Below are 25,690 nucleotides of genomic sequence, written 5' to 3'. Positions count from 1 at the left end.
TCACCCCTTCTGTAATATATCCTGAATCCTGTTCAACTGGGTCCGTACGCTTCCGTCAAAAACCTTGTCGCCAATCTTGGCAACCACGCCGCCTATGAGCGACGAGTCAACCTCAACCGTGAGCTTCAACTGCTTGCCCGTTGCCTTGGCAAGGGCATTCTTCACCCCTTCCACCTGCGCATCCTCAAGGGGGAACGCCGAAGTGAGGACCGGGCGCATGACACCGGAGAGCTCATCGGCGAATGTGGCATAGCTGTATGCAACCTGCGGCACAAAACCTATTCTTCCCCGGTCAAGAAGGACCTGGAGGAAGTTGGCAACGGTGCCGGAAAGGTTCAGCTTCGCAAGGATATCCTTAAGGATTTCCTTCTTGGCTTCAATGCGGTAAGCAGGGCTTTTCAGGACCGCGGACAGGTCGGCATTTCCTTCTAGGAGCGCCGCAAACTGCCCCAGCTCGGTGCCGAACCGATCAACCGCCCCTTCTTCCGCGCCGAGCTGCACCAAGGCCTTGGCGTAGCGGCGTGCAATAGCGTTCGAGATCAATGTAAGTTCTCCACCTTCGTAAGATAGTCGTTAACCAGCCGGTCCTGGTCATCTTTTTTTATGGTTTCGCGCAGGGACTGTTCAGCCATCTGCACTGCAAGGCTGGCAGCTTCTTCGCGGAGCGCAATCCTTGCCTTGAAGACCTCCTGGGAGGCGGTGGCGGCGGCCTGCTCGCGAATCTTCTCCGCAGTAACCTTGGCTTCTGCGATTATCCGCTCTTTTTCCAGCTCCCCTTCCTTGCGGATGGCAGCATAGATTTCATCAATTTCCTGGTTTGCCTTTTCGAGCTTTTCGCCGTATTCGGCAAATTTTTTCTCGGCAGCAGCCCTCGCTTCCTCTGCTTCTCCGAGAGCCTTCTCAAGGGCCGCACTCCGGTCAGCGAGAGCACCTTTGGCATTAGCCTTCTTGAGTGCCCAGACAAGGATGCCGAGCAACGCGACAAAGTCGATTACCCGCCACATGAAGTCTTTCATCTGCTTGCCGGTGTCGACGTGGTGGGCACCCTCGCCCCCCTCGGCAGCAAAGCCGAGCGCCGCCATGCCGGCCAGCACGAGACAAATGGCAGCCGTCGAGACGATAGGCTTCAGGAGCCCGCTTTTCTTGAACCCATATGCCATGTTACAGACTCCTCCCAAGGACTTTCTCGCAGATTTCAAGGGACAGGGAACGGGCCTGAACCGTCAGATACTCTTTAGCCTCGACAGTCTCTTTCGCAACCTTCGCCTTAATGGAGGAGAGAGAATCAGCGGCCTCCTTGCGGGCCTTCTCAAGAATGGCAGCCTCCTCCCGGAGAGCATCACCCCTGAGAACCTCGCGCTCGGCGCCTGCCTTCGACTTGATTTCGCGCAACCGGGTCTCGTAAAGAGCCATCTTTTCCTGCACGTCTTTATCAACAGCCGCGGCACGCTCTTTTGCGCCGTCAATCTGCCCCTTCCGATCCGCCATGACCTTCCTGATCGGCTTATAAAGGAAGATGTTCAGGACGAGCATGAGAACCAGGAAGTTCACAAGCTGAATGACAAAGGTAAGATCTAAAGTTATCACGCTGCCACTCCGTAAAATCCACCGCTGTTATTTGTGTAGCCTGTTGCTATATACATGTATCAAAAAAAAATACGGCCGTGCTGCCGCTAAACAGACGTTAGCTATCACATAATAAACAAGTGTGTCAAGAAATTTATCCGCCCAACTCCATTAGAATCAAAAGCCGGGGCACAGTGCCGACAGCTCAACCCATCAGGATTTCAACAATTCTCTCAAGCTCATCCTGATTGCCGTAAGCAATTTCTATTTTCCCGCCCTTGCCGCTTTTACGTACGGCTATCCTCGTCATAAACCGGCGTTGCAGCTGCTCCACCAGGTCGGCAGCATGTATTTCGGCGGACACGGATTTGACTGCCGGTTTCCGGCCGCCTTTCATGCGTTTCACGAGGCTCTCCGCCTCGCGTACGGTGAGGTTCCCCTTGATGATTGCGTCCCTGGCCTCGCGAATCTGCAATTCGGTATCAAGGGAAAGCATTGCCCTTGCATGCCCCATGGCGAGCCGGTCTTCGACAATATCCTTCTTGAGGTCGCCGGGAAGCTTCAAAAGCCGCAGCGAGTTGGCAACGGTGGAACGATCCTTACCGACCCGCCTGGCAAGCTCCTCCTGAGTCAGGCTGAAGTTCTCCATAAGGGAGTGATAGGCCTCGGCCTCCTCAACGGCGTTCAGGTCCTCCCGCTGGATGTTCTCGATGAGGGCCATCTCCAGGGCGGTATCCTCTGATACGTCCTGAATGACCACCGGAACCTCGCGGAGGCCCGCCTTCTGAGCGGCCCGCCAGCGGCGTTCCCCTGCGATCAGCTCGAAGTGGTCACCCTTTTTCCGCACTACAAGAGGCTGAATGATCCCCTTCTCGCGAATGGATGCGGCAAGCTCCTCCAGCTTATCGGCGGTAAAGGTCTTGCGAGGCTGGTTTTTGTTGGGACGAATCTCTTCGATGGGGCAGGAGAAGTAGCGCTTGCCTTCCTCTTCCACGACCGGAAGAAGGGCTGCCATCCCCTTTCCGAGTCCGGTCTTCTTAACCATGGTTCGCCTCCCTGTTCATGAGTTCCCGGGCAAGCTCCAGATAAGTGACGGCACCCTTCGAGGTGATATCGTACAAAATGATGGGACGACCGTGGCTCGGCGCCTCGGATAGCCGCACATTGCGCGGCACCACGGTTTCGAATGCCAGGGCACCGAAATGGGCGCGAATCTCCTCGCTCACCTGCCGGGAGAGGTTTATACGCCCATCATACATGGTGAGAAGAATCCCCTCGATGAAAAGCGCCGGATTAAGCCCCTTCTGGACCAGCTTGATGGTTTTAATGATCTGGGAAAGCCCCTCCATGGCGTAATATTCGCACTGAAGCGGGATGAGAACCGAATCGGCGGCGGTCATGGCGTTGACGGTCAGCAACCCCAGCGAGGGAGGGCAGTCGATTATAATATAATCATACCGGCTGTCGAGGCTCGACAGCGCCTCCTTGAGCTTCCATTCCCGCGCCATGGCGGAGACAAGCTCCAGTTCTGCACCGGCCAAATCAGTTGTGGACGGGAGGAGATCAAGACAGGCGAGGTCGGTGCGGACTATCAGGCTTGCCGGATCAACATCGTTGATAATTGCATCATAGACCGACTCCGTCAGGCTACTCTTGTCAATGCCGACGCCGCTTCCGGCGTTCCCCTGGGGGTCCATATCCACAAGGAGCGTCCGCTTTTCCGCGGCGGCAAGTGATGCCGCGAGGTTGACGGCGGTGGTTGTCTTGCCGACTCCACCCTTCTGATTCGCTATGCAGATCTTCTTAGCCATTTTGGGCAACCGTTGCGGGAAATGTAAGAGGGGAAAACGGATGGAAAGTTAGATTAGATATCACATATTCCGTTGTTTGTGAAGGCATTTCTGCCCCATCCAGGCAGCATCGCCAATCTGCCGGGCATAGGGCCGTTTACCGGCAAGGCGCGTTCAGCAGCCGGGCCTGCTCCAGAATGCCGACCAACTCCTTCCCATCCACCGGCTTGGTCAGATATGCGAGAGCCCCCAGCTCCCGGCAGCATTTCAGGTCGCATTCCTCGCGGGAAGAACTGAGGACAATGACGGGCACGCTTTCAGTTCTTTTGTCATTGCGCAGCGCCCTGAGAACCTCGATGCCGTTTATTTTCGGCAGTTTCAGGTCGAGCAGGATGACTGCCGGAACAATGGCCGCCGCTTCACCCGCAGGACAACCGGTGCCGAGAAGATAACCGAGTGCCTCTTCGCCGTCATGGGCGACAACAACGTTGTCCAGTCCCTGCCGACGCAAGGAACGCAACGCAAGAAATTCGTCATCGGGGTTATCCTCAACCAGAAGAACCAGAAACTTTTCCACTGTCACCTGTCCCCTCCCCACCTGCGGCGCAGAAACCCATTTCGCTCAAGGCCGGAGTCAACCTCCAAATCCACCACTCTGGACAAGTCGCTCCCCTCCGGCGTTGCGAATCCCGACCCCTCACCTCCGTGCAACCCTGTCTGAATCCTACGCAAGAACGCCCGATTTGCAAAGCGAGAAATGCATTGTGAGGCTATCCCTTGCGGAGTATGCGCTTGTCACCAACCCGGATGGTGACTTTCTCCTGATCGAAAAACTCCAGAAGCGGAATCATGAATTTGCGTGAAAGCCCAGTGACATCTCGAAACTCAGGCGGCGTAATTTCACCCTTTTCGCGAAGATGCGCGATGAGCTGATCCCGCAACTCGCTGACGGGGCCGGGAGCGTAAAACACATCGCTCTTGAGTTTCACGGCCCGTCCTTCACGGGCAAGGATATTCAGGTGCTCCAGAACTTCTTTCTCGCCGCATCGAAGCTGATCGCACAACTCCTTCACGGTGGGAGGTTCCGCTCCGCCCCGCCCAAGGGCAGCCTCGATACGCCCCTGAAGTCCGGCCTGGTCCGTCGTCGGACTCCCCTTGCGACCGGGGAGCTTGACCAGTTCCCGCTCCAGGACCACCTTCCCCTCCTTTTCCAGCGCGGTCAGCAGCGGGGTGAAAAACCGAGGATCGCTACGCTTCGGAAGCCTCGTCTTCAACTCCTCCTTCCCGATCCCCTCCCGAAGGGTATTCTCTCGGAGATACCCTTCCACCTCCCCCAGCAGATGGGCCTTGAGGGACATGAAGGCATCCCGGGAGAGGAATATGCGGGGTTCCCGAACCACCTGTACCACCTCTCCTGCGGAGAGGAGCGGAGCCAGGGCAGCTTCAGCCTTTTTGGGCGGCAGCCCGCTGCGGACGGCAATCTCATCGAAGGGAACGCCGGAGAGAAGGCTCCCGGCCACCAACAGCCGTACGGTCTCGGGCCCCGCAGCCTCCCCCAGGGAATGGAGCAGCGCCAAAGCTTCCTCGGAACGGCGGCGCCGCCGGGGAGGCATCGGGTCCAGTACCCGGCCGCCGCCGACCGTCACTTGGGGTGAATAGGAGCGGAGCACAAAGGGGTCGCCGGGGAGAAGGAGCACCGGATGCTTCAGGCGAAGCTGCACAAAGGCCGACTCCCCCGGCGCCAGAGTATCCCGGTCCAGGAGAATTATCTGGGCCGGCACCTCGTAGGTGGCTGAATGCAGCCGAAGGGTGGCCCGGTGCCGGAGCTCCTTCGGCGCAGCGGGAAGCAGATCAAGGCGGGCATCCACAGCCCGGGTGGTCCGGAAGGCTCCCCTGGGCACAACGATGTCGCCCCGCACCACTTCCACATGCTCCACGCCCTGGAGGTTGACGGCCACACGCTGCCCGGCGCCCGCCGAATCCCCCTTCGTGCCATGGGTCTGCACGCCGCGCACCCGCGCCTGCCTGCCGGAGGGGAGCATTTCCACCTCATCCCCCACCCGAATCTCCCCGGCCAGCAGCGTGCCGGTCACCACCGTGCCGAAACCGGTTACCGTAAAGACCCGGTCCACCGGTAGCCGAAAAGCCCCCTCGCACCTTTTTTCCTCCACCTGGGATGCCAGGAGGGCCAGCTCACCCTTCAGCTCTTCGATCCCCGCGCCGGTACGGGATGATACCGGCATGATCGGCGCTTCCTCCAGGAAGCTTCCCGCCAGATAATCACGCACCTCTTCCACCACGAGGCCGAGCCACTCGGGGTCAACCATATCGCTCTTCGTAAGGGCGACCAGCCCCTTCTTTACGCCGAGAAGCTGACAGATCTCCAGGTGTTCACGGGTCTGGGGCATAATCCCCTCGTCGGCGGCAACAACGAGCATCACCAGATCCATCCCCCCAACGCCGGCCACCATGGTCCTGACAAAACGCTCGTGTCCCGGAACGTCAACAATACCGAAACGGGTGCCGTCGGGGAGCTCCAGGTGAGCGAAGCCCAGTTCGATGGTGATTCCCCGCTTCTTCTCCTCCGGAAGGCGGTCGGTTTCGATGCCGGTCAGAGCCCTGACCAGCGATGTCTTGCCATGATCGATGTGGCCTGCGGTGCCGAGGATAAGGTGTTTCATGTATCTTCCTGCCCCCTGAATTGAAGCTGATAGAGTCGTGCGTAGAGCCCGCCGGCGGCCAGCAGATCCCGGTGCGTCCCCTCCTCCGCCTTCTCCCCCCGGTGGATGACGGCAATCCTGTCGGCATCCCGGACCGTCGAGAGCCTGTGCGCCACCACCAGCGAGGTCCGGCCCGCCATGAGTGCGCGAAGCCCTTCCTGAATGAGCCGTTCGGATTCGCTGTCTACGCTGGAGGTGGCCTCGTCGAGAACTAGAATTTCCGGATCGAAGGCCACGGCCCGGGCAAAGGAGATGAGCTGCCGTTCGCCGGCGGATAGGTTCACGCCCCGTTCCCGCACCTCTTCGTCGTACCCCTTGGGAAGCGCCTCTATGAACCGGTCCGCCCCCACGAGCCGTGCCGCCTCTTTAATTCTGCGGGCAGCCTTCTCATCCCCTAGGGAGATATTGAACCCGATGGTACCGGTAAAAAGGTACGGCTCCTGAAGCACCACCCCAATCCGGCGCCGGAGTTCCGGAAGCGGCAGCTCCCGGATATCGGTGCCGTCAAAGCAGATACTGCCGCGGGTCACGTCGTAGAAACGGGATAGGAGGCGGGTAACCGTCGTCTTACCGCCGCCGGTTTCGCCCACCAGCGCCACCTTTTCGCCACGCCTCAGGGTGAGATCGATCCCCTTGAGGACATACTCTTCGTCCTTGTAGGCAAACCAGACGTCGTGAAATGAGATGGTATCGACAGGAAAGCCCCCCTCACCACTTACTCCTTCCGCCGAAGGTCGGGGAGAGGGGGAAACATCCTTCTCCATGTCCAGCAGATTGAAAATCCGCTCAAGGGCCGCCATGGCCCCCTGCATGATGGAGTATTTGGCCGAAAGATCCCGGATGGGAGCGAAGAACTTCTCAATATACTGGATAAACGCCACCAGCGCACCGAACGTGAGGGCTCCGCTGACGATCTCCCCACCGCCATACCAGACTATGAGCCCCACGGCCACGGAAGAAAGTGTTTCCACCAGGGCGTAGAGGGAGGCATCCCAGGTGATGACCGGAAGATTTGCATCCCGGTACCCGGCATTGAGCCGGGAGAACTCCCTTCGCTCCAGCTCCTGACGGTTGAACAGCTGCACCACCGCCATGCCGCCGATGGTCTCGGCCAGGAATGTGTTGAGATTCGCCAGCCGCGCCCGAACCTCGCGAAATGCCCTTCGCATCTTGATCCGGAAGGTGAAGGCAACCCAGATGAGCACCGGGAGCACCGCAAAGGTGACCAGCGACAACTTCAGGTTAATCCAGAGCATGACGCCGACGATCCCGGCCAGAAATAGAATATCCCCCACAACCGTGATGATGCCGGCGGCGAACATTTCCCCGAGCACTTCAACATCACTGGTGAGGCGTGTCACAAGGCTGCCGGTGGGGGTACGGTCGAAGAAGGAGACCGGAAGCCTCTGGACGTGGCCGAACAGCTCCATGCGCAGGTCGAACATCACCTTCTGCCCCAGATACTGAAGCAGGCAGACCTCAACAAACGTGATTAGGGCCTCGGCAAGAATAAGGGCGAGAAAACCCGCCGCCACCAGCGGCAGTCCCTCCATGCGGCCGGCAACGATGTATTCGTCGATGGCCGTTTTCATGAGCCATGGCTGCGCCAGGCGCGCCGCCGCCGACAGGGGGAGAAGGCAGAGGGCGGCCACGGCGACCCATCGGTAAGGGAGCACGTAGCGGACGAACCGGTACATGAGCCTTCCGTCATAGGCCTTGCCGATTATCTCATCTTCGTAGGCACCGCCAAAGTGCATAATGTACCGACCGGCACTCCTTCCCCAGGCTCTGAAATCGTCAGCGTGCGCATTCTACGTCATTTCTTCCGCAGGCAAAACAGAAAAGCCCATGGTTTTGCCATGGGCCGCAAGCTGCGAATGGAGTCGAAACTCCTGCCATCATTTCCCCTTTTTCAGGTCAATGAGAATCAGCTTCGCAACCGCCTTCAAGGTCTCGAAGACCCCTTCGCCAGTGGAGGCGCAAGCCTCGTAGTCGGGAACTCCGGTGGGATTCAGCTCCCGGCGCAGCTCGTCCACGCCTATGATGTCGGGAAGGTCCCGTTTGTTGTACTGAACAACGTAAGGGAGCTTGTCAAGGTCGTACCCCTGTTCCTGAAGGTTGATGCGGAGGTTTTCCAGGGATTCGATATTGGCGTCCATCCGCTCTTCCTGGGAATCGGCCACGAAAACCACGCCATCCACACCCTTGAGAATCAGCTTGCGGGAGGCGTCGTAGAAAACCTGGCCGGGAACGGTGTAAAGATGAAAGCGGGTCTTGAAGCCGCGAATCTCTCCCAAGGCCAGGGGGAGAAAGTCGAAGAAAAGGGTCCGTTCGGTCTCCGTGGCGAGGCTGATCATCTTCCCCTTCGCTTCGGGAGCGGTCTTCTGGTAGATATACTGAAGGTTGGTCGTCTTGCCGCAAAGGCCCGGCCCATAGTAGACAATTTTGCAGTTTATCTCACGCGATGCGTAGTTAATGAAGGACATCCGCCATACCCCCGGCCCGTCAGTTGAAAAGATTGTCGATGTCGTCGTCGGTGATCTCGGCGAAGGGGAACTCCTGGATGCCGCTGCGCTCTTTCTCCTCAGCCTTTCTCTTCAGCTGGTCGAATATGGCGGTCAGCTCCTCGGAGGCCTTTTTCACCCTCAGCCTCACCAGACCGAGGGAAGAGCGGCTGTCAAACAGGACCACAAGGATCACCCGGCCACCGACAATGGAGATATGAAGGTTGTCCTTTTCTCCCTCGTGGAAGAGAATAGAGAACTCCTTCTCCCCGATCAGCTTGGCAAGGCCGCCGGTGGCAGCAATGTTTCCCGCGGTGAGAGAAGCCAGGGAAGTGGTGTCGAAACGCTCGGTTTCTCCACACCCGGCGATAAGCTGGCCGTTTTTGTCGACCAGGAAGATCACCTTTGCATTGGCTTCCCGGAGCAGTTTCTCTATTACAGCACTGATCTGCCTGAACTCCTCATCGTACATCACCATCTGAGGATCTGCCATTGAGTACCCCTTCGTCGGCCTGTGAGTTATGCACCGATACCGGATGGGTTATAACAAAAATTTGACACCCGTTCAAGGAGAGAAAACGGCGCAATTTCCGTAACCATCATCGCAGCCATCAAAAGTTACAGCAACAACTATCGGACTTTACTGCAAAATCAGGGCCAGTAGCCTTCAGAGCAGGGCAAACAGGCAATCACCAACACCCACAGAATTGTGCGCAACAAAAAGCCCCGGCAGGATTTCCTGCCGGGGCTTTTATCGTTACCAGAATGGTTATTTCTCGCAGGTGTCCTCGAAGTTGAGGGCAGCCAGCTTCTGGTAGTAGCTGAAGTGGGCTTTGGACCAGGCCGCCGCCTTCTTCATGAGCTCCTCGTACCCCTTCGGATTGTTCTTCTTGAGTACGCGGTAGCGGTTCTCGCTATTGACATACTCGTCGAAGGCGATTGTGGGGGCCTTGCTGTCGAGCTGGAGCGGGTTCTTGCACTCGGCGGCAAGCTGCGGATTGTAGCGGTACAGCGGCCAGTAGCCGGAGTTGACCGCCCGCTTCTGGCAATCCACGGCACTGGTCATGTCGATGCCGTGGGCGATGCAGTGCGAGTAGGCGATGATGAGGGACGGGCCGTCATAGGCTTCCGCCTCCAGCATGGCCTTGATGCACTGGGCCGGGTTGGCAAGGGATACGGACGCAACATAAACCGAACCGTAGGACATGGCCATCATGCCGAGGTCCTTCTTGGAAACAGCCTTGCCGCCGGCAGCGAACTGGGCAACGGCCCCCAGCGGGGTCGACTTGGATGCCTGGCCGCCGGTGTTGGAGTAAACCTCGGTGTCGAGGACCAGCAGGTTGATGTTCTTGCCGCTGGCGATGACATGGTCGAGGCCGCCGTAACCGATATCATAGGCCCAGCCATCGCCGCCGATGCACCAGACGGACTTCTTGACCAGGTAGTCGGCCACGGTGAGGAGCCGCTTGGCCTCCGGCTCGGGGCAGCCGGCCAGGGCCTTTTTCAGTTCCGCCACCCGACCGCGCTGGGCCTCGATGCCGGCCTGGGTAGACTGGTCGGCACCCTTGATTTCGTTCATGAGGGGTACCGCGCTCGTGCAGGAAGAACAGGAGCAGGACGACGAAAGCTTGTCGATCAGTTCAAGGGCCATGCCGTTGAACTTGTCCACGGCCAGCCGCATGCCGTAGCCGAACTCGGCGTTGTCCTCGAACAGGGAGTTTGACCAGGCCGGACCGAGCCCGTCCGCCCGCTTGGCGTAGGGAGTGGTCGGGAGGTTGCCGCCATAGATGGAGGAGCAACCGGTGGCGTTGGCGATGATGGTCCGGTCACCGAAGAGCTGGGTCAGCAGCTTCAGGTACGGAGTCTCGCCGCAGCCGGCGCAGGCGCCGGAGAACTCGAACAGCGGACGGACCAGCTGGGAGCCGCGGACGGTGTCCAGCTTGGCCGCAGTGGGATCCACATCGGGAATAGTGAGGAAGAAATCCCAGTTCTCCACTTCCTGAGCCCGGAGGGGGGGCTGGAATGCCATGTTGATGGCTTTGTGGTTCGGATCTTCCTTGCTCTTGGCCGGGCAGTTGTGGACACAGGCGCCGCAGCCGGTGCAATCTTCCGGAGCTACCTGGAGGGTCAGTTTCTGTCCCTTGAACTCGGGAACCTTGCAGTCAACAGACTTGAAGGTGGCCGGAGCGCCGGAAAGGACGGAGGCGTCGTAGGCCTTCATCCGGATGGTGGCGTGGGGGCAGACGAAGGAGCAGATGCCGCACTGGATGCAGAGCTGCTCGTCCCATACCGGAATCTCCACGGCGATGTTGCGCTTCTCGAACTGGGCGGTCGCCGTCGGGAAGGTGCCGTCGGCCGGCATCTTGGAAACCGGCAGGTCGTCGCCGAGGCCGGCGATCATGGGAGCCGTGGTCTCCTGAACGAACTGGGGAGCCTTGGGGCTGACGACCGGTGGCTTCGTGATGGTGCTGGTGGCCTTCTCGGGCACCTTCACCTCGTAGAAGTTATTGAGGCCGGCATCAACTGCCTTGTTGTTCATGGCGACGACCGCTTCGCCCGCCTTGCCGTAAGACTTCTTGATGGCATCCTTGATCTCGGCAACTGCCTGGTCCAGCGGGATGATATTGGAGATCTTGAAGAACGCGGTCTGCATGATGACGTTGATCCGGGGTCCGAGGCCGATCTCGTTGCCGAGCCGCACGCCGTCGATCACGTAGAACTTCAGCTTCTTGTCGATGATCTGTTGCTGCACGTCGGTGGGGAGCTTGTCCCAGATCTCGTTGTGGTCGAAGGGGGCGTTCAGGAGGAACGTGGCGCCCTGCTTGGCCTTGGCCAGCATGTCGTACTTCTCCACGAAGGCGAAGTTGTGACAGGCCACGAAGTCGGCCTCCTGCACCAGGTACGGCGCCCGGATATACTTCTTGCCGAAGCGCAGGTGAGAGGTGGTCATGGAGCCGGCCTTCTTGGAGTCGTAGACGAAGTAGGCCTGGGCGTTGTTGTCGGTCATCTCGCCGATGATCTTGATGGAGTTCTTGTTGGCACCCACGGTACCGTCGGAGCCGAGGCCGAAGAACATGGCCTGGTAGGCCCCTTCCATCGGGTTGAAGAAGTTCGGATCGCACGGAAGGCTGCTGTTGGTGACATCCTCGGTGATGCCGACCACGAAGTTCCTCTTCGGCTTGGCGGCGGAAAGGTTGTCGAACACCGCCTTGGCCTGGGCCGGGGTGAACTCCTTGGAGCCGAGGCCGTAGCGGCCGCCGACGATGACCGGGTAGCCGTCGAACTGGCACTTGCCGTCGGCCATGGCCTCGCCGATGGCGGTGCGGACATCCAGGTAGAGGGGCTCGCCCAGGGCGCCGGGCTCTTTGGTCCGGTCGAGGACGGCGATCTTTTTCACGCTCTTCGGCAGCGCGGCGATGAAAGCGTCGATGGGGAACGGCCGGTAGAGGTGAATTTTCACCACGCCGATTTTCTCACCCTTGGCGGAGAGGTTTTCAACTGTCTCCTGCACCGTGTCGGCGCCGGAGCCCATGATGACGATGACGCGATCGGCGTCGGGAGCGCCCACGTAGTCCACCAGCTTGTACTGGCGGCCCGTGATCTTGGCGAACTTGTTCATCTCCTCTTCGACGATCTCGATGCATTTCGGGTAGTAGGAGTTAACCGTCTCGCGCCCCTGGAAGTAGACGTCGGGGTTTTGGGCGGTACCGCGCATGACGGGGTGGTCCGGAGAGAGGCCCCGGGCCTTGTGGGCGGCGATCAGTTCGTCGTCCAGCATGGCGCGCATGTCGTCAAAGGTGAGCTCCTCAACCTTCAGAACCTCGTGGGAGGTACGGAAACCGTCGAAGAAGTGAAGGAAAGGTACCCGGGAGCGGAGTGTGGCGGCCTGGGAAATCAGAGCGAAGTCCATGACTTCCTGGGAGTTATTGGAGCAAAGCATGGCCCAGCCGGTGGAGCGGCAGGACATGACGTCGGAGTGGTCGCCGAAGATGGAGAGGGCCTGGGCCGCAATGGCGCGGGCCGAGACGTGAAAAACCGTGGAGGTCAGCTCACCGGCGATCTTGAACATGTTCGGGATCATCAGGAGCAACCCCTGGCTGGCGGTGAAGGTGGTGGTCAGCGCCCCTGCCTGGAGGGCGCCGTGCACGGCACCGGAGGCACCGCCTTCCGACTGCATCTCGACGACCGACGGGACGGTCCCCCAGATGTTCTTTTCGCCCATGGCGCTCTTCATGTCGGAGATTTCTCCCATGACCGAAGACGGGGTGATGGGGTAAATGGCAATTACTTCGTTGGTGGCGTGGGCCACGTGGGCGGCCGCGGTGTTGCCGTCGATGGTAACCATGTTACGACTCATGCTTTCCTCCTCTGGTATAGATACGAAACAGCACTGAACTGATCGTCGTCCAACTTGCGTTTTACAACTCGCTGCGCCCCTCAAGTGCCCGCTGGACCGTCGCAGCATCCACATATTCCAGGTCGCTGCCAAGCGGGATGCCATGGGCAAGGCGTGTAACCCTTATGCCGAGCGGCTTGATCTGCCGCGCCAGATAGAGCGCCGTCGCCTCCCCCTCAACAGAAAAGTTGGTGGCGATGACCACCTCCCGAACGTCCCCCCCCTCAAGCCTCCGCATCAACTCGGCGATGCGGAGCCGGTCCGGAGTAACGCCGTTCAACGGCGACAGGGCCCCCTGAAGGACGTGATAGCGTCCCCGAAAGGCCCGGGTCCTTTCCACCGCCAGGAGATCCTGGGGCTCTTCCACAATACAGAGAGACGTTTCGTCCCGATCGCTGCTGCAAATATGGCAGGGATCCTCCTCGGTAATGCCGAAACATACGGAGCAGAATCGCACCCGAGTCAACACGTCGCCAAGGCTGTCGGCCAACGCCGCGATGTTTTCCGGGGATTTCAACAGATGAAAGGCAAGACGTAACGCGGTTTTCTCGCCAACACCGGGCAATTTCTGCAGCTCCGCAAGAAGCCGCATAAAAGAGTTTGATGACTGTAGCATAGTTTGCACCGAAGATAAAACATTTTTTTATTAAAACGAAAATAAAACTTTTTACTATCGGTAAATTTTCATAAGTTTTTGCGATTAGGGCTAAAGGAATTTTATTCTCGCTAAAATTTAGCCGGCAACAATGGCACAGATACCATGCGGCCCAAAACGCAAATCAAGCAGAGTTTTCATTCCCGCCACCAGATGCAAAAAGGGCGGCAACCATCCGGCTGCCGCCCCCGCTCGAAAGCTGCGATTAAAAGAGGCCTGGGATATTCAGTCCGCCCGTGATCTTGCCCATCTCTTCCGAGAACTGCGCCTGCACCTTCTTGAGGGCTTCGTTTACTGCCGCGACAATCAGGTCCTGAAGCATCTCGACATCGTTCGGATCAACCGCTTCAGGCTTTATGGAGAGCGAAAGAAGCTGATTTTTGCCGCTTACCACCGCAGTAACCGCGCCGCCTCCGGCCGTCGCCTCGGCAGTCTGCTTCGCCGCTTCTTCCTGTAATCTCGCCATCTTCTGCTGCATCATCTGGGCTTGCTTCATGATACCTGCCAAACCTTTGGACATCTGCTCCTCCGTAGTTTTCGTGGTGTGTATTTTTACTCTTGGTCAAAGAGTTCCGCTAAATCAAAACAATGTTCGAGTTATTCTTTGCGCTCCAGGGAGACAACATCTGCAACGGTACCGCCAAAAACATCCAAGGCCTCGGTGACCGCAGGATGAGAAATGGCGACCTGATTCAGATCGGACTGGCGGCGTTCGTTCTCAACTCTTTTTTTTTCCAGGAGATTGGGAGGGGCCTCATCAGTGCCGGGGGCGATGGTACGGAAAACTAGTTCCGGCTCTCCCTTGAAAAAACGACAGGCCAACCCCTTCAAGGCCTCCCTGGAATCATTGTCCCTGAGGCTCGCAAGGGCGAAGGACCCTTCGGGAAAACCGATCTCCAGCCGTGCTGCCGACACCGCAAGCGGACTTCCCTGTTCGAGCATCGATCCGAGACGGGGCTTCTCGCCCCTGACAAGGGCAACGAAATCGGCCCACTCATCGCCGGTTCTTCGGGGCTCCGCCGCGGGTTTTGCCTCTTCGCGGCGACGAACAGGTGCGGGAGGTGTCTCCTCCGCCTGACGCCCGGCCGGACGATTTGAAGAAACCGGAGCAGAAGGAGCATGCTGAGCCTGTGGTGCCGGCCGCCACTGGGCGCGGGCATCGGCAACACCACCGGCGCCCCCCTCTTCGATTTTCTTCAACTGCTCCAGCAGCTCGTCAACCGGAACCGCAGGCGCCAGGGTGGCCATCTTCACAAGAGCCATCTCCAGAATGAGCCGGGGAAATGAGGCATGAGCCAGCTCCCCATCGGCCCGAAGCAGCACGGCCAGGTGCCTTTGGAGGTCATCGAGGGGTACGCTGTCCACCTGTTGCCGCAGGACCGCCAGCTCCGCCTCCGAAAGATCCACAAGATCGGAAGCATCGCCAACCGCTTTAATAATCAGCATATTGCGGAGATGATCAATCAGTTCGCCGCAAAACTGGCGCATATTGTAGCCGAACTCGTCCACCCGTGCCACGATGCCGAGGGCGGCACGGGTGTCCCGGCCAAAGACCGCCGCCGTGGCATCCAGCAAAAGCCGCCGGTCCACGACCCCAAGGAGGCTCACCACCTCCTCATCCCGCACCTGATCGCCGCAGAAGGCCAGAACCTGGTCCAGCACGGAGAGGGAGTCACGCATGCTCCCGTCCCCCTTTCGGGCAACCATGGTCAGGGCTTCATCGCTGATGGTGATCCCCTCCTGATCCACGATATGGCGCAGGCGACCCACCACTTTGCCGAGGGGTATCCTCCGGAAGTCGAACCTCTGACAGCGGGAAAGGATGGTAATCGGCACCTTGTGGGGCTCTGTGGTGGCGAATATGAATTTGACATGGGGCGGCGGCTCTTCGAGGGTCTTCAACAGGGCGTTGAAGGCGCTAGTGGAGAGCATGTGGACTTCGTCGATGATGAAGATCTTGTATCGGAGACGGGACGGGAGGTACTTGACGTTTTCCCGCAATTCCCGGATGTCGTCGACACCGGTATTGGAAGCACCGTCGATCTCAAGGACATCCACGGCGGTGCCGGCGGTGATCTCCGTGCAGGCGGAGCAGACGTTGCACGGCTCGGGGCTCATCCCCTGCTCGCAGGTCAGGGCCTTGGCCAGGATGCGGGCGGAAGAGGTCTTCCCGACCCCACGGGCGCCGGTAAAGAGAAACGCATGGGCGATGCGGCCGGAATCGATGGCATTCTGGAGAGTCTGGCTGACATGCTCCTGGCCGGTAAGGTCGCTAAAGGTCTGGGGACGCCATTTTCGTGCAAGAACGAGATAGGACAAGGAATTAACACCTCACGACGCGGTCGGATGCTGCGTGCTCGGAAGGGGGGGAGGGTTTAACGGGGACGTTGCGGGCACAACTGATAGCTGGGCTTCCCCGCGGCACACGGTGTCGGTTACTGCCGTTGCTTCCTTCCGGACCTGGCGGGGTTCATAACCTACCGTTGCGCGGGACCCAGCTATCAGCTCTGCCCGCAAAAGGCATTCAGCCCGGAGCAATGCGCCGGGCCTCGGTTCATATTTCACAAGCCCGGCGGACTTGTTCAATTGTGATTATGGCGGAGAGAGAGGGATTCGAACCCTCGGTACCTTGCAGTACACACGATTTCCAGTCGTGCTCCTTCGACCTCTCGGACATCTCTCCGGAACGATGGACTATAGTATAAGCATAGCGGTTTGTAAACCCATTTTTTCTCCGGCTTTTTCCTTACGGCAATGCCGGCCGGCGGAGCGGTTACAGACTGGCTATCTCCCGTTGAATCTGCTGTTCGCGCCACATTGCCCCATAAAGGCCATTGCGGGCGAGAAGGTCGTCATGGCTCCCCTGTTCGGCGATCACGCCATCCTTCAGCACGATGATCCGGTCGCACTCCCGCACCGCCGAAAGGCGATGGGATACGATGACAACGGTCCGGTCGCCCCAATAGCCCGACAGGCTCTCCAGGATCGCGTCCTCGGTTTGGGCGTCCACCGCCGAGAGAGGATCGTCGAGAATCAGAACAGCCGGGTTCTTGAGCAGCGCCCTGGCAATGGCCGTGCGCTGCTTCTGGCCACCGGAGAGAGTCACCCCCCGCTCCCCCACAACGGTTTCGTAGCCGTCAGCGAAGCGAAGCACATCCCCATCGAGACTAGCCAAACGCGCGGCCGCCTCAATCTCCTCACTGGTGGCCCCTTCTTTGCCGTAGGCGATATTCTCGCGCACGGTACGGGAGAAAAGAAAACTCTCCTGGGGGACGAAACCGATGGCGCTCCGAAGCCGAGACAATGGCATCCGGTTGACGTCTGTACCGTCAAGAAAGATCCGGCCGTCCGGAATCGGGTAGAGCCTTGCCAGAAGGCGCACCAGCGTCGACTTGCCGCTTCCCACCGCCCCCACGATGCCAAGGCTGGAGCCTGCGGAAACGGTAAGCGAAACCCCGTCGAGAACCGGCGGCGAAGCGACGCCCGCCGTTCCGTAGGAAAACCTCACATCCCGCAGCTCGATCTCCCCTCGCAGAGGCCACGCACCGGCGGGCTCCTCAGGTTCCGTGACGCGGGGAACGGCATCGAACACCTCGTTGAGACGAGCCATGGACGCGGCACCCCGCTGGATCAGGTTAAGGATCCAGCCAAAGATGATTGTGGGCCAAACCAGCATTGCCAGATAGCCGTTGAAAGCAACAAAGTCCCCCAGGGTCATGGCACCGCCGATAACCCGCTGCCCCCCCAGAAACAGGACGATAAGGGTGCCGAGGGCCGAAGTAGCGGCCATAATGGGCAGCAAGAACCCCCGAAGGCGCGCCATGGTCATATTGCGACGCAGGTAGCGGCGCCCTATTTCCTCGAAGGCTGCAACCGTCGCATCTTCGCGGCAGTACGAGCGCACCACCACGGCGGCGGCAATGCTCTCTTCCGCCTGGCTGGTGAGGTGCGCCAACTCCTCCTGCGCCCGCCTGGAATGATGAAACATTCGGCGGGTGATTCCTTTGGCGGCAATAATCATCAGGGGAAACGGAACAACGGCCCAAAGCGTGAGGGACGGGTTGATGCGCGCCATGAGCGCAATGGCCGACACGTAGATGAGGGCGGTATTGATGATGTTCAGAACTCCGAAGCCGAGGAGCATCCTGATATTGGTAAGGTCGTTGGCGAAGCGGGACATGAGATCGCCGGTCCGCCCCCCCTCGAAGTAAGGCATGTCCAGGGAGAGCAGCTTTACGTAGAGGTCTTCCCTGATGGCATACTCGATGCGGCGGGCGGCATGGAGCAAGGTCGTCCGGGAAAAAATCCGGATCACGCCATGGATAAGGGCAGCGCCGATAATGGCGCCTCCGTACCAGGTTGCGGAGCGGGAAGCGGCAGAGGGATTGCGGAGACTTTCCACTGCCAGCTTCAGAAGCCACGGGACGAGAAGGGCAAAGGCATTGGTCCCGAGCAGGCAGACGGCACCGAGAATATATGTCCGGCGGCATCTCCGCATATAACCATATAGGATTCTGAGCTCGCCGATTTTTCGCCTCCGAGAAGTTGGTCGTGACGCCCTTGTAATCCATTTGCACCTTAATGTCAAAGCACGCCCACGCAGCAGGCAGCCCTGCAGCCGCGAAGCGCCCGTAGAATCTCACACACCGTTTTACTTTGAAGTTGACAGAGCGCTCCGCTCTGTGATAGGCAATTTAATAATACTAAAAACCACAGTTCAAAACGCCCTTTTTTTCGTTGTGGCAGCTGGACAGTTTTTATCAAAAATAAAATTATTGTTCATCCTTGCCCATACAGAACCAAAAACAGGGCACCCTGTTCCCTTCCCGCAGAACGGCTAGCCATACAACATGCCAGTTGAGCCCATCGGCCACCTCCGCACCAGGAGATCGTATGAAACACTCCGCAATGCATCTTTCCACCGAGACGATGAATCCAGACTTCGTAAAGAAAGTCGAAGCCCTGTCGGGGAGTTCGGTGCGCCGCTGTTTCCAGTGCGGCAAGTGCTCGGCCGGCTGCCCCATGCGCTCTTTCATGGAGCACCCCCCCAACCGGATCGTCCGGTTCCTGCAACTGGGGCAGTACGAGCGGGTTCTGGCGGGGCGCAGCATCTGGTACTGCGCCTCGTGCGAGACCTGCACCACCCGCTGTCCCAACAAGGTGGACCTGGCGTCGATAATGGATGCCCTGCGCAAGTGCGCCTGGGACGCCAAGGGGCCGTCCAAGGAATCCTACGTGCAGCTGGCCAACCGGCTCTTCATCGAAAACATCCGCACCTACGGCCGCCAGTACGAGATGCGGCTCGCCGCCGTCTTCAACGTAAAGAGCGGCCAGTTCCTCAAGGATCTCATGCTGGGCCCCAAACTCATCACCAGGGGAAAGCTCAAGGTTTTCCACCAGAAGAACCGCAACCAGGCCGAGATCGAGCAGATCTTCAAGCGGATCGAGGAAATGCGCAGAAAAGGGGAGGCGCCGTAAAGGCAGGATAACTATTCATGGAACAAACTCTTTCTTACTCCTACTATCCGGGCTGCTCGCTGCATGCCTCGGCCAAGGAATACGACGAATCGACCCGGGGGCTCTTCAAGGCCCTGGGAATCGGCCTCAAGGAAGTGCCTGACTGGCTCTGCTGCGGTGCCACTCCGGCCCACAACGTGGATGAGTTGCTGTCGCTCTCCCTGTGCGCCAAAAACCTGGCCCTGGCCGACGGGGTGGAAGGAGACCTGGCCGTGGCCTGCGCCGCCTGCTTCTCGCGGCTGAAGGTCACCCAGCACCACCTGACCGACAACGAAACCAAGCGCAAACAGGTGGAATACGCCATCGACGGAACCGTCAACCTGCACAAGCCGATCAAACACCTGCTGGAGATCCTGGCAAAGGACTTCGGCCTCGAACGTCTCGCCGGCGCCGTGCAGAAGCCACTTTCCGGCCTCAAGGTCGCCTGCTACTACGGCTGCCTCCTGACCCGCCCACCTGAGGTACCGCAGCTGGACTGCGTTGAGGCCCCCACCATCATGGAGCGGGTCATCGGCGCCGTGGGGGCGGAAACCGTTGGGTGGAGCCACCGGATGGAGTGCTGCGGCGCCAACTTCACCCTCTCGCGGCCGGGAGTGGTCCTGAAACTCTCCGGCAGTATCCTCGATTCCGCCAAGGCCGCCGGCGCCGACTGCCTCATGGTCGCCTGCCCCCTGTGCCACGGCAACCTGGACATCCGGCAGAAGGAGATCGAAGAGGCCACGGGTAAGCGCTTCGGCATGCCGGTCTTCTACATGACCCAACTCCTGGCCCTGGCCGTGGGAGCGGCGCCGGGGAAACTGGGCTTTGACAGCATGATCGTGAATCCGCTGCCGCTGCTGAAGGAAAAAGGATTAGTGTAAATGTCCCGAATCGGCGTATTCGTCTGCCACTGCGGCGAGAACATAGCGAGAACCGTTGACGTGGAACGGGTGGCGGCCAAGGCGGCGCAACTGCCCGGCGTCGCCTATGCCACCGACTACAAGTACATGTGCTCCGACCCCGGCCAGAGCCTCCTTAAAAAGGCCGTGGCCGAGCATGGCCTTGACGGCATCGTCGTGGCAGCCTGCAGTCCGCGCATGCACGAAAAGACCTTCCGCAACGCCGCCAAGAGCGCGGGGCTTAACCCCTTCCTCTGCGAGATGGCCAACATCCGGGAGCACTGCTCCTGGGTCCACGAGGACAAAGAGGAGGCCACCGCCAAGGCCGGCAACATCGTCGAAATGATGGTGGCCCGGGTCAAGAAGGACAAACGGCTCGTCCCCATCACCGTGCCGGTCACCAAGCGGGCGCTCGTCATCGGCGGGGGAATCGCCGGAATCCAGGCGGCCCTGGACATCGCCGACACCGGCCACCAGGTGGTGCTCGTGGAGCGGGAGCCCTCCATCGGCGGCCACATGGCCCAGCTCTCCGAAACCTTCCCGACCCTTGACTGCTCCCAGTGCATCATGACCCCCAAGATGGTGGATGCCGCCAACCACCCGAACATCACCCTCCACACCTATTCCGAAATCGAGGCGGTTGACGGCTATATCGGCAACTTCCAGGTCACTGTCCGCAAGAAGGCACGGAGCGTCATCGAGGAAAAGTGCACCGGCTGCGGCGTCTGCTCCGCCAAGTGCCCCCAGAAGAAGATCCCCAACGCTTTTGACAAGAACCTGGGCACCCGCCCCGCCATCTACGTCCCGTTCCCCCAGGCGGTCCCCAACACCCCGGTCATCGACCGGGAACACTGCACGTACTTCAAGAGCGGCAAGTGCGGCGTCTGCGCCAAGGTCTGCGGCCCCCAGGCCGTGGACTACACCCAGGAGGACCAGCTCATTACCGAGCCCGTCGGAGCCATCGTGGTGGCCACCGGGTTCGAGCTCTACAGCATCAGCGAGAAGCCGAAAGGCTCCCCCATCAAGGGGTACGGCGAATTCGGCCACGGCACCATCCCCGACGTCATCGACGGCCTCACCTTCGAGCGGCTGGCCTCGGCCAGCGGCCCCACCGGCGGCAAGATCCTCCGCCCCTCCGACGGCAAGGAGCCCAAGCAGGTGGTCTTTGTCCAGTGCGTGGGAAGCCGGGCACGGGAGAAGGGGATCAGCTACTGCTCCAAGATCTGCTGCATGTACACCGCCAAGCACACCATGCTCTACAAGCACAAGATCCACGACGGCCAGGCCTACGTCTTTTTCATGGACGCCCGGACGCCGGGGAAGAGCTACGACGAGTTCTGGCGCCGGGCGGTGGAGGAAGAGGAGGCGGTCTACATCCGGGGGATGGTGAGCCGGCTCTACCAGAAGGGGGACAAGGTGGTGGTCATGGGGAGCGACATCTCCGTGGGGGTCCAGGTGGAGATCGAGGCGGACCTGGTGGTCCTGGCCACCGCGGTGCAGCCCCGGACCGGCGCCGACACCCTGGCCCAGAAGCTCGGCATCTCCTACGACAGCTACCACTTTTACTCCGAGGCCCACGCCAAGCTGAAGCCCGTGGAGTGCGCCACCGCCGGGATCTATCTGGCCGGGGCCTGCCAGGGGCCGAAAGACATCCCCGACACCGTGAGCCAGGCCAGCGCCGCCGCGGCGAAAGTCATGACCCTCTTTGCCCGGGATGAACTGGAGCGGGAGCCCATCGTCGCCAAGGTGAACGAACGAAACTGTGTCGCCTGCCTCGCCTGCAAGAAGGTCTGCCCCTACGGCGCCGTGGAGGAGAAGGAAATCCGCGACCGGCAGGGGAACCTGATCCGGACCGTGGCCTATGTGAATCCCGGAGTCTGCGGCGGCTGCGGCACCTGCCAGGCCACCTGCCCGTCCAAATCGGTGGAACTTGACGGGTATACCGATGAACAGATCATGGCCATGATAGAAGCGCTGTGAGGAACGAGCGATTTTCCGCCAGCTCGGCGTCAGGCTCTCGACTCCTTGTGCGGCGTAGCCCTGCTACGCCTCCGCGTCGCTGTTAGCCTTCCTTGATCTGACGAAAACTTGCTCGTTCTGGGAGAACATATGGTGCACGATGTAAAAACCAAGCACGAATTCGAACCGAAGATTGTCGCCTTTGTCTGCACCTGGTGCACCTACGCCGGGGCGGATCTCGCGGGGACGAGCCGGATGCAGTACCCGGCCAACGTCCGGGTAGTTAAGTTCCCCTGCACCGGCCGCATCGACCCGGTTTTTATCATCAGAGCTTTCCAGAAGGGGGCCGACGGGGTGCTGGTCTCCGGGTGCCACCCCGGCGACTGCCACTATATGGCGGGGAATTTCCACGCCCGGCGCCGCTTCGCCGCCTTCCGGGCACTCCTCGACTTCGTCGGCGTGGACCTCCAGCGGCTCCAGTTCTCCTGGGTCTCCGCCGCCGAGGGGGGGAAGTGGGTGGAGGTGGCCACGGAGCTCACCGAACGGGTCCGGGCACTGGGGCCCATGCGGGAGTTCAAGGAGTTGGAGGCGGAGGAGCAGTGGTCCGGGGTCATCGACACGCCTGAACTGAAGGAAGCGTATAACACAATCCCGTAGGGGCAATTCACGAATTGCCCCTACACCACCACAAAGGCATGATGCAATGACGAACAGCGCACAAACAATCGACCCTGCCCTCTACGCCGCCGCCACCGACGCTGTTAGGGCCGAGGCAAAAAAGGTTCTCGAATCAGGCGCCGTTTCGGCTGTGGTGGGGTGGCAGGCGGGTCGCCGCCCCGGCACCGCCATGCCGGCCATCGTTACCGACCCCGCGAGGGTGAACGATCTCATCTTTTCCCCGGCCTGCGTCAACAACCTGGCCCTCTACCTCACGAAGGCCAAAAAGGAGATCAGAGCCAAGGGACGGATAGCCATCGTGGCCAAGGGGTGCGACCTCAAAGCCCTCGTGGGGCTCATGGGGGAAAACCAGCTCAGGCGCGACGACCTCCATGTGATTGGCGTAGCCTGCGCCGGGGTGCACGGAGCAAACGTCGATCGCACGCTCCCCCTTTCGGAAGCGACCATCGCCAGAAAGTGCCGGGAGTGCGCGGTGCACACCCCCGAAGGGGCGGATGCCATCGTCGGCACCCTGCCTGAGCTTCACCGCTTCACGCCAACGGAATCCGAGGAGCTGGCCCGGCTTGAAGCCATGGCCCCGGCAGAGCGGTGGAAATTCTGGAAGGAGCACTTTTCCCACTGCATCCGCTGCTATGCCTGCCGCCAGGTGTGCCCCTTCTGTTATTGCGAGCAGTGCATGTGCGACCGCAACCGTCCCCAGGCGGTGGAAACCACCCCCCGACCGGCGGGGAACATGGCCTGGCACATCGTCCGCGCCATGCACCTGGCCGGCCGCTGCGCCGGCTGTGCCGAGTGCGAGCGGGCCTGTCCCATGGATATTCCCCTCAATCTCCTGAACCGTAAGATGGCGAAGGAACTGAAGGAACTCTACGGGTTCGAGGCGGGGTTAGAGGTAAAAGATAAGGGGCCCCTGGCCGAGTACCGGGAAGACGACGACCAGAGTTTTATCAAGTGATTCCGTAGGGGCGATCCTTGTGATCGCCCGTAAGTCCGGGCGAATACAAGATTCGCCCCTACAGGACAAACGATGCCAATAACCATCACCGAACAGAACCTCCGACTCCTCATCGACACCCTGGTCAAGGCAGGCACCCGCGTTGTGGGCCCCAAGGCCGCCGGCACCATGACCCTCTACGAGCCGCTCTCCGCTGGTGAAGAGCTGAATCTCGGGGGACTTCCCCGCCGCTCCGCCAAGGAGACCTTCTTTCCCCTCTGCGAGACCATCCTCACCTACGAGCGGGAGAAAGAGGGGGTGCGGGTCACCGATGTTGATCCCGGCTCCGTTCCCGAGACGCTGCTGATCGGCGCCCGTCCCTGCGACGCAGCCGCCGCGCCGGTTCTGGATGCGGTCTTTTCCTGGGACTACAAGGACGAATTCTTCCTGGAGCGCCGGCGCAAAACTACCATCATCGGCCTGGCCTGCACGAGAGCCGACGATGCCTGTTTCTGCACAGCAGTGGGGCTCTCCCCGGCCGACACCAGGGGGAGCGATCTGTTCCTCACTCCCCTGAAAGACGGCGGCTACCGCTGCGACGCCATCACCGGCAAGGGTGAAGCGCTCCTCGCCGCCCACGCCGCACTCTTTGCCGATGGCGACGGCACCCCCGCCCCCCTGGCGGAGCCAAGCCCCGGGGCGATGGATCTGGACAAAATCAGGGGCTGGCTCGACACCCACTTCGAAGATCCCCTCTGGGAAGAAATCGCCGAGCGGTGCGCCGGCTGCGGCGCCTGCGCGTTCCTCTGCCCCGCCTGCCACTGCTTCGACATCGTGGACGAGGGGGGCGAAGCGAAGGGGGCACGAAGAAAATCCTGGGATGCCTGCGGCTTCGGCAAGTTCACCAACCACGCCTCGGGCCACAATCCCCGGGACGTGCAGCCCCAGCGCTACCGCAACCGGATCATGCACAAATTCAAGTACTACGTGGACAAGTTCGACCAGCGTCTCTGCACCGGCTGCGGCAGGTGCATCCGGGCCTGCCCCGTTGGAATCGACATCGCGGCGGTTTTAGAAGAAATCAACTCAAAAGGCGTGGAATAACAAGGAGAAACAGAGAGCACGGAGAAAGGCTTGATAACCAAACGGGTCAAACCTTAAATAAGTTTTTCTCCGTGTCCTCCGTTTCTCCGTGTTATCAAAAAGGTTTTACCATGTGCGACCACAGCAAGAACATCTACCTCCCCCAACTGGCCACCATCACGGATATCGTTGACGAGACCCCCGATATCCGCACCTTCCGGCTCGTGTTCCAGGACGAGGCGGTACGCGACTCCTTCACGTTCCGGGCCGGCCAGTTCGCCGAGTACTCGGCCTTCGGGGCCGGGGAGGCCACCTTCTGCATCGCCTCGGCACCCACCCGCCCAGGCTACATCGAGTGCTGCTTCCGGGCGGTGGGGCGGGTCACCGAGGCGCTCCGCTCCCTGGAGGTGGGAGAGACCATCGGCGTGCGGGGCCCCTACGGCAACTCGTTTCCCATCGAGGAATTTTTTGGGAAGAACCTGGTCTTCGTGGCCGGGGGAATCGCGCTCCCGCCGCTGCGGACCCTCATCCGGCAGTGCCTCGACTGGCGGGACAGGTTCGGCGACATCACCATCGTCTACGGGGCCCGCACCGAATCGGATCTCGTCTACAAGCGTGAGCTGAAGGAATGGGAGGAGCGCAGCGACGTGCGCCTCGTGAAGACCGTGGACCCGGGGGGGAACTCTCCCGAGTGGGACGGCAAGGTGGGCTTCGTGCCGGCAATCCTCGAAGATGCGGCCCCCTCGGCCGGCAATAGCATTGCCCTTGTCTGCGGCCCCCCCATCATGATCAAGTTCACCCTCCCGATGCTGGAGAAGCTGGGCTTTGCCGACGAAGCCATCTACACGACGCTCGAAAACCGGATGAAGTGCGGCCTCGGCAAGTGCGGCCGCTGCAACGTGGGCAATGTCTACGTCTGCAAGGACGGTCCCGTATTCACCGCCGCCCAGGTAAAGGCCATGCCCCAGGAGTTCTGACCCCCCTCACTCCATCCGACCCCCATCCCAGAG

General features: G+C 60.2%; 22 protein-coding genes, 1 tRNA gene and 1 other RNA gene. 7 read left to right on the top strand and 17 right to left on the bottom strand.

Annotated features, from left to right (window positions below; translation table 11 throughout):
- The 17 genes from atpH to JZM60_RS06225 form a co-directional block, all read right to left on the bottom strand.
- A complete protein-coding gene (gene atpH / locus JZM60_RS06305; RefSeq protein ID WP_207164651.1) occupies window positions 1–543 on the bottom strand; it encodes an ATP synthase F1 subunit delta in 543 nt (180 codons plus the stop codon).
- Complete coding sequence (locus tag JZM60_RS06300) at window positions 540–1,160, bottom strand: F0F1 ATP synthase subunit B family protein (protein WP_207164650.1); 621 nt, start codon at window positions 1,158–1,160, stop codon at window positions 540–542. Before JZM60_RS06300 ends, atpH begins: the two co-directional genes overlap by 4 nt.
- Window position 1,161: 1 nt before the next feature.
- Entirely contained in the window at window positions 1,162–1,587 is a 426-nt protein-coding gene (locus JZM60_RS06295) for an ATP synthase F0 subunit B (RefSeq protein WP_207164649.1), read from the bottom strand.
- Window positions 1,588–1,771: 184 nt separating this feature from the next.
- Window positions 1,772–2,611, bottom strand: a complete 840-nt coding sequence (locus tag JZM60_RS06290; protein WP_207164648.1) for a ParB/RepB/Spo0J family partition protein — start codon at window positions 2,609–2,611, stop codon at window positions 1,772–1,774.
- Window positions 2,604–3,377 (bottom strand): ParA family protein, encoded by a 774-nt coding sequence (locus tag JZM60_RS06285; RefSeq protein WP_207164647.1) that lies wholly within the window; start codon window positions 3,375–3,377, stop codon window positions 2,604–2,606. The genes JZM60_RS06290 and JZM60_RS06285 overlap by 8 nt, the downstream gene beginning before the upstream one ends.
- A 136-nt stretch (window positions 3,378–3,513) precedes the next feature.
- Window positions 3,514–3,939 carry a response regulator gene (locus JZM60_RS06280; RefSeq protein ID WP_241426386.1) on the bottom strand — a complete coding sequence of 142 codons (426 nt, stop codon included), beginning with the start codon at window positions 3,937–3,939 and terminating at the stop codon, window positions 3,514–3,516.
- A 187-nt stretch (window positions 3,940–4,126) separates the two neighbouring features.
- Window positions 4,127–6,037, bottom strand: coding sequence for a selenocysteine-specific translation elongation factor (selB, locus tag JZM60_RS06275; protein WP_207164646.1), 1,911 nt, complete (start codon window positions 6,035–6,037; stop codon window positions 4,127–4,129).
- A complete protein-coding gene (locus JZM60_RS06270) occupies window positions 6,034–7,833 on the bottom strand; it encodes an ABC transporter ATP-binding protein (protein WP_207164645.1) in 1,800 nt (599 codons plus the stop codon). Before JZM60_RS06270 ends, selB begins: the two co-directional genes overlap by 4 nt.
- 141 nt (window positions 7,834–7,974) lie before the next feature.
- The gene (locus JZM60_RS06265) at window positions 7,975–8,562 is read right to left on the bottom strand and encodes a GTP-binding protein (RefSeq protein ID WP_207164644.1); all 588 of its coding nucleotides are present in this window, start codon (window positions 8,560–8,562) and stop codon (window positions 7,975–7,977) included.
- 19 nt (window positions 8,563–8,581) lie between these two features.
- Window positions 8,582–9,073, bottom strand: a complete 492-nt coding sequence (locus JZM60_RS06260) for a roadblock/LC7 domain-containing protein (RefSeq protein WP_207164643.1) — start codon at window positions 9,071–9,073, stop codon at window positions 8,582–8,584.
- Between the two features lie 276 nt (window positions 9,074–9,349).
- Window positions 9,350–12,937, bottom strand: coding sequence for a pyruvate:ferredoxin (flavodoxin) oxidoreductase (gene nifJ, locus JZM60_RS06255; RefSeq protein ID WP_207164642.1), 3,588 nt, complete (start codon window positions 12,935–12,937; stop codon window positions 9,350–9,352).
- 61 nt (window positions 12,938–12,998) lie between these two features.
- Window positions 12,999–13,592: a recombination mediator RecR gene (recR, locus tag JZM60_RS06250; protein WP_207164641.1), complete on the bottom strand. Its 594-nt coding sequence runs from the start codon at window positions 13,590–13,592 to the stop codon at window positions 12,999–13,001.
- A 244-nt stretch (window positions 13,593–13,836) separates the two neighbouring features.
- Window positions 13,837–14,151, bottom strand: coding sequence for a YbaB/EbfC family nucleoid-associated protein (locus tag JZM60_RS06245; protein ID WP_207164640.1), 315 nt, complete (start codon window positions 14,149–14,151; stop codon window positions 13,837–13,839).
- Between the two features lie 77 nt (window positions 14,152–14,228).
- Window positions 14,229–15,950: a DNA polymerase III subunit gamma/tau gene (gene dnaX, locus JZM60_RS06240; protein ID WP_207164639.1), complete on the bottom strand. Its 1,722-nt coding sequence runs from the start codon at window positions 15,948–15,950 to the stop codon at window positions 14,229–14,231.
- A gap of 82 nt (window positions 15,951–16,032) precedes the next feature.
- Window positions 16,033–16,131: signal recognition particle sRNA small type (gene ffs / locus JZM60_RS06235), an RNA gene on the bottom strand.
- Window positions 16,132–16,226: 95 nt separating this feature from the next.
- A tRNA-Ser gene (locus JZM60_RS06230) sits at window positions 16,227–16,314 on the bottom strand.
- 90 nt (window positions 16,315–16,404) lie between these two features.
- Window positions 16,405–18,129 (bottom strand): ABC transporter ATP-binding protein, encoded by a 1,725-nt coding sequence (locus JZM60_RS06225; protein ID WP_207164638.1) that lies wholly within the window; start codon window positions 18,127–18,129, stop codon window positions 16,405–16,407.
- Window positions 18,130–18,524: 395 nt separating this feature from the next.
- On the opposite strand from JZM60_RS06225, the gene JZM60_RS06220 reads away from it, so the two are divergent.
- From JZM60_RS06220 to JZM60_RS06190, 7 genes are all read left to right on the top strand, one after another.
- Window positions 18,525–19,109 (top strand): 4Fe-4S dicluster domain-containing protein, encoded by a 585-nt coding sequence (locus tag JZM60_RS06220; RefSeq protein WP_207164637.1) that lies wholly within the window; start codon window positions 18,525–18,527, stop codon window positions 19,107–19,109.
- Between the two features lie 17 nt (window positions 19,110–19,126).
- Complete coding sequence (locus JZM60_RS06215) at window positions 19,127–20,008, top strand: CoB--CoM heterodisulfide reductase iron-sulfur subunit B family protein (protein WP_207164636.1); 882 nt, start codon at window positions 19,127–19,129, stop codon at window positions 20,006–20,008.
- Window positions 20,009–22,006 carry a CoB--CoM heterodisulfide reductase iron-sulfur subunit A family protein gene (locus JZM60_RS06210; protein ID WP_207164635.1) on the top strand — a complete coding sequence of 666 codons (1,998 nt, stop codon included), beginning with the start codon at window positions 20,009–20,011 and terminating at the stop codon, window positions 22,004–22,006. It abuts the gene before it with no gap.
- Between the two features lie 129 nt (window positions 22,007–22,135).
- Window positions 22,136–22,642, top strand: a complete 507-nt coding sequence (locus JZM60_RS06205) for a hydrogenase iron-sulfur subunit (RefSeq protein WP_277603791.1) — start codon at window positions 22,136–22,138, stop codon at window positions 22,640–22,642.
- A 46-nt stretch (window positions 22,643–22,688) separates the two neighbouring features.
- Entirely contained in the window at window positions 22,689–23,618 is a 930-nt protein-coding gene (locus tag JZM60_RS06200) for a 4Fe-4S dicluster domain-containing protein (RefSeq protein WP_207164634.1), read from the top strand.
- A 72-nt stretch (window positions 23,619–23,690) separates the two neighbouring features.
- Complete coding sequence (locus JZM60_RS06195) at window positions 23,691–24,701, top strand: 4Fe-4S dicluster domain-containing protein (RefSeq protein WP_207164633.1); 1,011 nt, start codon at window positions 23,691–23,693, stop codon at window positions 24,699–24,701.
- Between the two features lie 110 nt (window positions 24,702–24,811).
- The gene (locus JZM60_RS06190; RefSeq protein ID WP_207164632.1) at window positions 24,812–25,657 is read left to right on the top strand and encodes an FAD/NAD(P)-binding protein; all 846 of its coding nucleotides are present in this window, start codon (window positions 24,812–24,814) and stop codon (window positions 25,655–25,657) included.
- The last annotated feature ends 33 nt before the right edge of the window (window positions 25,658–25,690 follow it).

Origin of the sequence: Geobacter benzoatilyticus (genome assembly GCF_017338855.1) — a bacterium.
Lineage (GTDB): Bacteria > Desulfobacterota > Desulfuromonadia > Geobacterales > Geobacteraceae > Geobacter > Geobacter benzoatilyticus.
This window is presented reverse-complemented; position numbering and strand designations above follow the sequence as displayed.